5 protein-coding genes are annotated in these 6,944 nt (G+C 68.8%); 4 read left to right on the plus strand and 1 reads right to left on the minus strand.

Translation table 11 applies throughout. The annotated features are described in order from the left end of the window. Positions 1 to 76 precede the first annotated feature (76 nt). Both AB0O24_RS12190 and AB0O24_RS12195 read left to right on the plus strand, forming a co-directional pair. Positions 77 to 2,608, plus strand: coding sequence for a DUF3516 domain-containing protein (locus AB0O24_RS12190; RefSeq protein ID WP_363375196.1), 2,532 nt, complete (start codon positions 77 to 79; stop codon positions 2,606 to 2,608). A 120-nt stretch (positions 2,609 to 2,728) separates the two neighbouring features. Then, a complete protein-coding gene (locus AB0O24_RS12195) occupies positions 2,729 to 3,088 on the plus strand; it encodes a hypothetical protein (protein ID WP_307385376.1) in 360 nt (119 codons plus the stop codon). A gap of 129 nt (positions 3,089 to 3,217) precedes the next feature. Here AB0O24_RS12195 and AB0O24_RS12200 read toward each other — a convergent pair whose 3' ends face one another. Continuing rightward, positions 3,218 to 3,778, minus strand: a complete 561-nt coding sequence (locus tag AB0O24_RS12200; protein WP_058594985.1) for a DNA starvation/stationary phase protection protein — start codon at positions 3,776 to 3,778, stop codon at positions 3,218 to 3,220. A 259-nt stretch (positions 3,779 to 4,037) separates the two neighbouring features. Between AB0O24_RS12200 and AB0O24_RS12205 the strand changes: the two genes are divergently transcribed. After that, positions 4,038 to 5,846, plus strand: a complete 1,809-nt coding sequence (locus AB0O24_RS12205) for a glycoside hydrolase family 15 protein (protein ID WP_307385378.1) — start codon at positions 4,038 to 4,040, stop codon at positions 5,844 to 5,846. A 52-nt stretch (positions 5,847 to 5,898) separates the two neighbouring features. Further along, the gene (locus AB0O24_RS12210) at positions 5,899 to 6,792 is read left to right on the plus strand and encodes an SDR family oxidoreductase (protein ID WP_363375199.1); all 894 of its coding nucleotides are present in this window, start codon (positions 5,899 to 5,901) and stop codon (positions 6,790 to 6,792) included. Positions 6,793 to 6,944 lie beyond the last annotated feature (152 nt).

Consider the following 6,944-nt stretch of genomic DNA (forward strand, 5'->3'; position numbering starts at 1 on the left):
CACTCCCGCCCCTCGGATCATGCAGATGAGCCACGCCCCCATCGGGCGAGACCCCGGCGGATGAGAGGGTGGAACAGTGATTCCCCTCCTCGAGCACGTGCCCGCCGGCAGCGATCCGGATGCCGTGTACCTCGGCTTCGTCGAGTGGGCGGCCTCGCGCGGGCTGACGCTCTACCCCGCGCAGGACGAGGCGATCATCGAGATCGTCTCGGGCGCGAACGTGATCCTGTCGACGCCGACCGGTACGGGCAAGTCGCTGGTCGCGGTCGCCGCGCACGCGGCATCCCTCGCCCGGGGTGGGCGCAGCTACTACACGGCGCCGATCAAGGCGCTCGTCAGCGAGAAGTTCTTCGCGTTGGTCGACATCTTCGGTGCCGAGAACGTCGGCATGGTCACGGGCGATTCGTCGGTCAACGCCGACGCGCCGATCGTGTGCTGCACGGCGGAGATCCTCGCGAACCTCGCCCTGCGCCAGGGGGCCGACGCGGACGTGGACCAGGTCGTCATGGACGAGTTCCACTACTACGGCGAAGCCGACCGGGGCTGGGCGTGGCAGGTGCCGCTGCTGTTGCTGAACCGCGCGCAGTTCATCCTCATGTCAGCCACCCTGGGCGACGTCGAGGACATCGCCGACGACCTCTCGCGCCGCACGGGCCGAGCCACGGCGCGGGTGACCGGCGTCGAGCGTCCCGTGCCCCTGCACTTCGAGTACGCCCGCACGCCCGTCCACGAGACGGTCCAGGAACTGCTCGACACCAAGCAGGCGCCGATATACGTCGTCCACTTCTCCCAGGCGGCGGCGATGGAGCGAGCGCAGGCGCTGTCGTCGATCCGCATCATCGGCCGCGAGCAGCGCGACGAGATCGCCGAGGCGATCGGCGGCTTCCGCTTCACGACCGGCTTCGGCAAGACGCTGTCGCGCTACGTGCGCGCCGGCATCGGCGTGCACCACGCCGGTATGCTGCCGCGCTACCGCCGCCTCGTCGAGACGCTCGCGCAGCGCGGCTTGCTGCGCGTGATCTGCGGCACCGACACCCTGGGCGTCGGCATCAACGTGCCGATCCGCACCGTGCTCATGACCGCGCTGACGAAGTACGACGGCACGCGCATGCGTCAGCTCTCGGCGCGCGAGTTCCATCAGATCGCCGGACGGGCGGGGCGTGCGGGCTACGACACCGCCGGCACGGTCGTCGTCATGGCGCCCGATCACGAGATCGAGAACGCCGCTCAAATCCTCAAGGCCGGCGACGACCTCAAGAAGCAGAAGAAGATCGTGCGCAAGAAGGCGCCGCAGGGCTTCGTCAACTGGACGGAGCAGAGCTACGACCGTCTCGTCGCGGCCGAGCCCGAGCCGCTCGTGCCGCAGATGAAGCTCACCGCCGCCATGTTGATCAACGTCATCGCGCGCGGCGGCGACGTTTTCGGTAACGTCCGCTCGCTGGTGTTCGACAACCACGAGCCGCGCCCGCGCCAGTACGAGCTCGCGCGCCGAGCGCTCGCGATCTTCCGCACCCTGGTGCAGGCGGGCGTGGTCGAGGCGGGGGCCGACGGCATCCGGCTCACCGTCGACCTGCAGCCCAACTTCGCGCTCAACCAGCCGCTGTCGCCGTTCGCGCTCGCGGCGATCGAGATGCTCGACCCCGAGGTCGAGCTGGGCAGGGGCCCGGATGCCACGCCCCCGGCGTCGTCGGTCGGCACGGGGCACTACGCGCTCGACGTCGTCAGCGTCATCGAGGCGACGCTCGACGATCCGCGCCCGATCCTGTCGCAACAGCAGTTCCGCGCGCGCGGCGAGGCGGTCGCGGCGATGAAGCGCGAGGGTATCGAGTACGACGAGCGCATGGAGTTGCTCGAGGAGATCACCTGGCCGAAGCCGCTGGACGAGCTGCTCGCGCAGGCGTACGAGGTCTTCGCCTCCAGCCAGCCCTGGATCCGCGACTTCGAACTGTCGCCCAAGTCGGTCGTGCGCGACATGTTCGAGCGGGCGTGCTCGTTCGGCGAGTACGTGTCGCTGTATCAGCTCGCCCGGAGCGAGGGGTTGGTGCTGCGGTACCTCAGCGACGCGTACCGGGCGATCCGCCAGACCGTGCCGGTGGATGCGCAGACGCCCGACCTGCTCGACCTGATCGCCTGGCTCGGAGAACTGGTGCGCCAGGTCGACTCGAGCCTCGTCGACGAGTGGGAGCAGCTCATCAATCCTGCCGACGACCCGTCCGCCCCGGTGGTGCCGCCCGCGCCGCCGTCGATCCTCACGAACCGCCGCGCGTTCGTCGTGCTCGTGCGTAACGAGATGTTCCGGCGCGTGCAGCTCGCTGCCCTGCAGAAGGACGAGGAGCTCGTCGAGCTCGACCCCGACGTCGACTGGCCCGGCGTGCTCGACCGCTACTTCGACGAGCACGACGCGATCGGCACGGGCGGTGCCGCGCGTTCGTCGGCGTACGTCGACATCGACGAGTCGGCCGCCGCCGAGGGCATCTGGCGCGTCGAGCAGACGATCGACGACCCCGCGGGCGACCACGACTGGCGCATCCGTGCCGAGGTCGACCTCGCTGCCTCCGAGGAGGAGGGGACCGCGATCGTGCGGGTCACCGGGGTGCTGCGGCTCTGACCGTTCCTCCCCAGGGGGTATGGGGTGAATTCTTTCCCGGGATGGCGCCCTCCCGGGCCCGGCCGAAGCATCGGTCGCCTAGAGTCGTGCCATCCCGGTGAAAGAAAGAAGGAGCCGCTCGTGGAGACTCTTCCGCTCATCTCGACCGCGATAGGTCTCGTTCTGTCGGGCTCGGCGGCCATTCTCGGAGGCACGAAATGGATGCTGACCCGGGTGGAGCAGCGCACCGACGCCCGTTTTGCTCGCGTGGACGAGCGTTTCGATCGGATGGACGCGCGCTTCGAACGGCTTGAGGCTCACACGGATGAACGCTTCGCCACGGTCGGGGACTCGCTGGTAGAGGTCAAGCTCGGTCTCGCACGCCTGGAGGCTCGCACTGATGAGCGTTTCTCCGCGGTCGGGCACTCTCTCGGCGAGGTCAAACTCGCTCTCGCGCGGCTGGAGGGTCCCCACCCTCCGTTCATGATCGCTCGGGGCTGACTGTTCGAGCGGCTCTGGTATCGACCCCGCTCGGCCGAGATGCCTGAGCCTGTCGAAGCCGGCGGAACCCGTATGGACCGACGGATGCCGAGGCCCTGAGGCCCCGGCATCCGGTGTCTTCGTGCGTGTTTACGACTTGCGGGCGACGCGGTTCTCTGCGCTGACCATCCACGAGAGCTGCTCGAGACGCTCGAGGACCCCGTGCAGGATGTCGGCGCTAGTGGGGTCTTCGTCGTCGACGTCGTCGTGGACCTCGCGGACCGTTCCGACGGTCGCATCGAGGCGTTCGGTGATGAGGTCGATGACCTCGGACGTGTCGACCTCTCCCTGCGGGAACTCGGGCAGGGTCGTCGTCTCGGCGATCGTGTCGCTGCGGCCGTCGGGCAGCGCGTGCAGGGCACGCATACGCTCGGCGACCTCGTCGCTGAACTCGCGGGCCGCGTCGATGATCTCGTCGAGCTGCAGGTGAGTGTCGCGGAAGTTCTTGCCGACGACGTTCCAGTGGGCCTGCTTGCCCTGGATCGAGAGCTCGATCAGATCGACCAGCACGGCCTGGAGGCTGTCGGTGAGTTTCTCCGACGCCTGGAAGCCCTTCTCGGCGTTCTGCTCGTCGGTCGTTTCGGGGCCGCTGCCACCGCGCGCGGGGCGGCGGCGGTTCTTGGTCGGGGTGTCCTTGGTGGTCGTGGACATGCACGTTCCTTTCACTCGCGGTGTCAGCGACGTTAGAGGTGCCGACCGAGCGGAGGGCGGGGGTTGTGCCTCGCCGAGTGTCGCGGTAATCGGAAGCGGACGTTTCGGATCGTCGCGCTCGTGGTCGAGGGCACCGCGACCGCGCATGTGCCGCTGTCGAGGATCTCGCCGTCGCCGTCGATACGACGCTCCCGTAGCCGCTCCCCGCCAGATCGACAACCCCGCCGTATCGAGACAGGAGCGTTCTTAGCGTGGGGACGTGCCCTCGACCCCGCCTCCACCTTCCCGGCCGCTCCGCGACTACGCCGCGATCGGCGACGGGCGAACGGTCGCGCTGATCGGCCGTGACGGATCGATCGACTGGCTGCCGCTGCCGAACATCCACTCGCGCCCGGTCTTCGCGCGGCTCGTGGACGAGTCGGCCGGCGGGTGCATCGAACTCGCTCCCGTGGGGGAGTACGAGGTGACCCGCCGCTACATCCCGCGCACCAACGTGCTCGAAACCACGTTCACGACCGAGAGCGGCGTCGCGACACTGACGGACGCCATGGTGACCGGCATCGCGGGCCGTCTGCCCTGGGCCGAGCTCGCCCGCCGTGTGGAAGGCGTGAAGGGCGAGGTCGAGTTCGCCTGGTGCGTGCAGCCCGGCACCATGCTGCGCTCGGCCGCGCCCTGGACCGAGCGGATCGACGGCTTCACCGTGATGCGCGTCGGCCACGTGTCGCTCGCCGTGGTCGGCCACGAGCATGGCATGCGAGGTGAACCGGATGCCGGGAACGAGAGCATCGAGGGCGGGTTCACGACGTCGAAGGGGTCGCGCCATCTCCTCGTCGTCGCGGCGACCGAGGGGGAGCCGCTGCGGATCCCGGACGCGCAGAACGTCGATCGGGGCATTGACCGCACCGTGGACGGGTGGACGATGTGGTCCGACGAGTTCGCGTACGACGGGCCGTGGGCCGAGGACGTGCAGCGCAGTGCCCTCGCGCTGAAACTCCTGCTGTTCAGCCCGACCGGGGCGATCGCGGCCGCGGCGACGACGTCGCTCCCGGAGAACCCGCGGGGCGGGAAGAACTGGGATTACCGCTACGCCTGGGTCCGCGACCTGGCCTACACCGCGCACGCGTGGGTGGGTTTCGGCCTCCGCGAGGAGACGCACGCGGCGATCTCGTGGTTGCTGCGCACGATCCGCAAGAACGGTCCCGAGGTGCAGGTCATGTACACCCTGGACGGGGACGCCGAGATCGGGCTCGAGAAGCACGAGGTCCCGGGCTGGAACGGCAATCAGCCCGTCGTGACCGGGAACCCCGCACAGGGCCAATTGCAGCTCGGCGTGTACGGCGACCTCATCGCCCTGTGCCGCACCTACGTCGAGGCCGGCAACCGCCTCGACATCCAGACCGGCCGCCTCCTCGCCGACGTCGCCGACCGCACGTGCGATCTCTGGCGGCGCGAGGACTCGGGCATGTGGGAGCTCCCGGAGCTGCGCCATTACACCTCGTCGAAGATGGGGTGCTGGAAAGCCCTCGACGACGCGCAATGGCTCGCCCAGGGCGGGCACATCCCCGACAACGGCGACCGCTGGCGCGCCGAGCGCGACCGCATCCACACCTGGGTCGAGGAGCACTGCTGGTCGGAGAAGCTCGAGGCGTACACGATGGCGCCCGGGACCGAAGACCTCGACGCCTCGGTCCTCTTGCACGCTCCCACGGGTTTCGACCGCGGCGAGCGGATGTCGAAGACCCTGGACGCCCTCACCGAACGCCTCGGCACCGAGAATCACCTCGTCTACCGCTATACGGGCATGGACCAGGAGGAGCAGACGTTCGTCGCCTGTGCCTTCTGGCGGGCCACCGCTCTCGCCTGTGTCGGCCGGCACGACGAGGCGATCGAGGCGATGGACGCCCTCGTCGCGCAGGCGAACGACGTCGGCGTCTACTCCGAGATGATCGCCGAGTCCGACGGGGCTTTCTGGGGCAACCTCCCGCAGGCGCTCAGCCATCTCGCCCTCATCAATGCCGCTCTCGTCATCCGCGATGTCGTGGATGCCGAGGAGCTCGGCGGCCGTTGAACCGGCCGGGTGCGTGACACCCGGCATCCATCCCCCACCGAAAGGACGTGTCATGAGCACGCAGTACACCTTCACCGACCCCACGAAGCTCTACGCCGACATCGAGCCGCAGGCGCAGGACCAGCCCGAGCCCGGGCTCGACGCGAAGCTGACGCCGAAGGCCGCCCTCGGCGAGGACACCTACGTCGGCAGCGATCGCCTGAAGGGTCGGAAGGCTCTCATCACCGGTGCCGACTCGGGCATCGGCGCAGCCACCGCGATCGCCTTCGCCCGCGAGGGTGCCTCGGTCGCGATGTCGTACCTGCCCGAAGAGCAGGTGGATGCCGATCGCATCGCCGGCATCCTGCGCGAGGCCGGAGCGACCGTCGTGCAGATCCCCGGCGACCTGCGCGAGCGGGAGTACGCCCGCACGCTCGTGAAGGAAGCGGTCGAGGGGCTCGGCGGTCTCGACATCGTCGTCAACAACGGCGGCAAGCAGATCTTCAACGAAGACGTCACGACCCTCTCGGATGAGCAGTTCGACGACACCTTCAAGACCAACGTGTACGCGATGTTCTGGATCTGCAAAGAGGCGGTGCCGCACCTGAAGCCCGGTTCGACGATCATCAACACCACGTCGATCCAGGCGTACTCGCCGGCGCCGATCCTCGTCGACTACGCCTCGACGAAGTCCACGATCAACACCTTCACGAAAGCGCTCGGCCAGCAGCTCGCCCCGAAGGGCATCCGCGTGAACGCGGTGGCCCCGGGACCGATCTGGACGCCGCTGCAGGTCACCGACGGCCAGCCGAACGAGAAAGTCGACGAGTTCGGTGAGGAGACGCCGCTCGGACGCATGGGCCAGCCGGCCGAGCTCGCGCCCGCGTACGTGTACCTCGCCTCGGCGGAGTCGAGCTACGTGATCGGCGAGACGCTCAACGTCAACGGCGGCATGCCGACGCCGTAAGCATTTCGCCAAGAGGGGCCGTCGTCCGGGTGCGGGCGGCGGCCCTTCTGCGTGTCCCGGTCCCTTCGACGAGCTCAGGGACCTGTGGTGGGGAGGTGGTTGAGCTTGTCGAAGCCTCCGGTCCCTTCGACGAGCTCAGGGACCTGTGGTGG

This window comes from Microbacterium sp. NPDC086615 (assembly GCF_040686055.1).
GTDB lineage: Bacteria > Actinomycetota > Actinomycetes > Actinomycetales > Microbacteriaceae > Microbacterium.